The 3,036-nt window shown below is 66.6% G+C and carries 3 protein-coding genes; all 3 read right to left on the bottom strand.

What is annotated here, in order from left to right; all coding sequences use genetic code 11:
- A partial coding sequence (locus EOD07_RS28715) for an efflux RND transporter permease subunit (RefSeq protein ID WP_206519586.1) occupies positions 1 to 871 on the bottom strand: 871 nt, incomplete at its 3' end.
- On the bottom strand, positions 871 to 2,022 hold the full coding sequence (locus EOD07_RS28710; protein WP_127237760.1) for an efflux RND transporter periplasmic adaptor subunit: 1,152 nt from the start codon (positions 2,020 to 2,022) through the stop codon (positions 871 to 873). The genes EOD07_RS28710 and EOD07_RS28715, both read right to left, overlap by 1 nt.
- Before the next feature lie 224 nt (positions 2,023 to 2,246).
- The gene (locus EOD07_RS28705; RefSeq protein ID WP_127237759.1) at positions 2,247 to 3,035 is read right to left on the bottom strand and encodes a MurR/RpiR family transcriptional regulator; all 789 of its coding nucleotides are present in this window, start codon (positions 3,033 to 3,035) and stop codon (positions 2,247 to 2,249) included.
- Position 3,036 lies beyond the last annotated feature (1 nt).

The raw sequence follows: 3,036 nt of genomic DNA, 5'->3' as shown, positions 1-3,036 counted from the left end.
GTATGATGCCAAGGCCGATACCGGTCTTGCCGTCGGAGCGCAGCGAGGTCTGGCCGATATCGGGTCCGAGCGTCACCGTGGCGACGTCGCGGATGCGGGTCGCGCCGCCGATGACGATGTTCTCGAACTCTTCCGGCGTGGTCACGTCGGCGGTGGTCCGCACGATGAGGTCCTGGTTCGTCGTGGTGATCGAACCGGCCGGGGAATCGAAGGCGACCGAGGCAAGCGCCGTTCTGAGGTCGGCAACGGTGAAGCCCTGGCTCGCCAGCTTGTTCTGGTCGACGTCGATGCGGAAGATCTTGTCGCGGTCGCCGGACACTTGGACGTCGGCGACGCCGGGCACCGCGGCGAGCTCGTCCTCGATGCGGTCCTGAACCAGCACCGTCATGTCCTGCACCGACATCGTGTCGGAGGTGACCGCGAGCCGCATCACCGGATCCGAATTCGCGTCGGCCTTGACGATGCGCGGCGCGTCGGCGGTTTCGGGCAGCTGGTTGGTGATGCGGCTGACGGTATCGCGCACGTCGGAGGCCGCGACGTTGAGGTCGACACCGTCGTTGAACTCGATGGTGACGCGGCTCTGGCCGAAGGAGGATGTCGACGAGATCGACTTGACGCCTGAGACGCGCGCGACGGCGCCTTCGATCGCGTCGGTCAGCTCGCGGTCGACGGTCTCTGCGGCCGCGCCCTCGAAGGTGGTGTTGACGGTGATGACGGGGCGGTCGACATCCGGCAATTCGCGGATCTCGACGCCCCAGAAGGCGGCAAGCCCGGCAACCGCGATCAGCGTGTTGAGCACGAAGGCCATGACCGGCCTGCGGATGAAAAGCGCGGTGAGGCCCGATCCTCGAGCGGCGTCGCCGATGCTCATCATGAGCCTTCGGCCTCGGTGGCGCTACCCTGGCCGGCGATGCGGACATCGCCGCCTTCGCTGACGCTCTGCGTGCCTTCGGTCACCACCATGTCGCCGCTCGCGACCGGCGCATCGATCAGCACCGTCTCGGTGTTGCGCTGGATGATGCGCACCGGAACGCGCTTGGCCTTGCCGTTGGCGACGGCCCAGACATAGGCGCCGTCGGTTCCCCACTGGATGGCAAGGGGGCTGACGGCCGGATAGGTATCGCCGGGGAACCGCATGCCGATCTGGAAGGACATGCCGGCGCGCAGTGAATCGGCGGGGTTGGCGATCGTTGCCTTGACGAGCAGCGTGCGGCTGTTCTCGTCGATGTGGTTGTCGATGGCCGAGACGGTGCCGGTATAGACCTGGTTGGGGTTGGCCAAGGGCGTCGCCGACAGTTGGGCGCCGACCTTGACCGCGGCGGCGAAACGTTCCGGCACCCAGAAATCGACGAGGATCGAGGACCGGTCGTCAAGCGTGGCAATCGCCGATTGGCTGGTGACGTAGTTGCCGGCGGCGATCGGCAGGATGCCGACAGTGCCTTCGATCGGCGCCACGATCGAGCGGCGCTCCAGCGCGAGCTCGGCGTCGCGCAACGCCAGCCTGGCATTGGCGAGCGTCACCTGGGCGTCGGCGACGGCCACCGGCGTGGCCGCGTTGGAAGCCCTGAGCGATTTCACCCGGTCGAGCTTGGACTGCGCATCCTCGAGCGCCACCTGCGCGCGGTCGCGCGCGATCACTTCCACATCGGAATCGAGCTTGGCGATGACATCGCCCTTTTCGACATGCGTGCCGGACTGGACCAGCAACTCGGTGAGGCGACCGGACGAATATGGGTTGACGGTGACGGTCGCGTTGGCGCGGCCGGTGCCGATCGCTTGCAGCCTGTCGTTGATGGTGGCGGTGCCGGCAGGCGAAGCGACGATGGTGACGACCTGACCTGCGCGGCTGCGTCCGGACTGACCGGGGCCGGCGCTCTCCGTAGCGGGGGGCGTCGCGGTGATGGTCCGGTCCAGCCCCCAACGCGACAGTATCTGCGGCGCGCCGGGATAAAAGCGCGCCCAGGCGGCCACGGCGGCAACCAGAATCACAAGCGCTGCAACAATCTGCTTCCAGCTCGACATCGACACTCCAGCGGCAGGACTCGTCTGCCGGATTCCAGAAGGAAGCAGGCACATCGACGACACGGGCTGGGGGCGAAAACCGGCCACGCCACACCCTGATATCAGCGGTTTATGGCAATTATCACGCAAACGTGCACATTAAATCTCGGTAACGTGAACGCGAGGCGCGGTTGGGATCCTTGCGTTTTGCCGCGTTTCGCCGGCGGCCACTGGCTTTCGCCCAGCTAGCGCAAGCTCTCCAGGTCGCGGATGCGCTTGGCGCCGGCGGCTTCCAATTGCCTGGTCACGGCGCCGATCAGCGTTTCGGCGACCACGAACAGAGCGGCCGACGAATCCCAGGCCGAAGGCACGGCGGTGCGTCCGGCGATCACATGGCGGGCGAAGCGTGCGATCGGCGACAGCCACTGGTCGGTGAAGAGAATGATCTGCACGCCGCGGTGATGCGCCTTCTCGGCAAAGCGGACGAGACTTTCCTGGTAGCGGCGGATGTCGAAGATCACCAGAACGTCGCGCTTGCCCATGTCGATCAGGCGGTCGCGCCAAATGCTCTCCTGGCCGGCGAGGTGATAGACGTCCGGTTGGATGATGGCGAGATGGGCAGCCATGTAGCGCGCCAGCGGATCGGTGAAGCGGCCGCCGATGAGGAAGGTCTTGCCGCGCCGCTCGGCAAGCCGCGCGGCGATGTCGGCGAGCTGTTTGTCGGTAAGGTGGCGGAACGTCTCGCGCATGTTGTCGAGCGTCGCCTCGAGCATCGGCGAGACGGCGCCGCCGGCCGAGCCCGGATTGAGCGTGCGCGAAGCGGGCGACTGCAATTGCGCCGCCAACTCATCCTGCAGCGCCGATTGGAATTCGGGGTAGTTCTGGAAGCCGAGCCTGGCGACGAAGCGCAGGATCGTCGGCGAGGACACGCCGGCCGCGGCCGAGAATTCGGCGACCGTCTTCAGCCCGGTCAAAGGATAGTTGGCAATCAGCGTCTGGGCGGCACGGCGCTCGCCGGCCGGCATAGCGCCGATG

Source organism: Mesorhizobium sp. M2C.T.Ca.TU.002.02.1.1, from assembly GCF_003997225.1.
This window is presented reverse-complemented; position numbering and strand designations above follow the sequence as displayed.

What these genes read in the sequence shown, in the direction of transcription:
- EOD07_RS28710 (WP_127237760.1), bottom strand. Translation starts at nt 2,022, where the DNA reads ATGTCGAGCTGGAAGCAGATTGTTGCAGCGCTTGTGATTCTGGTTGCC.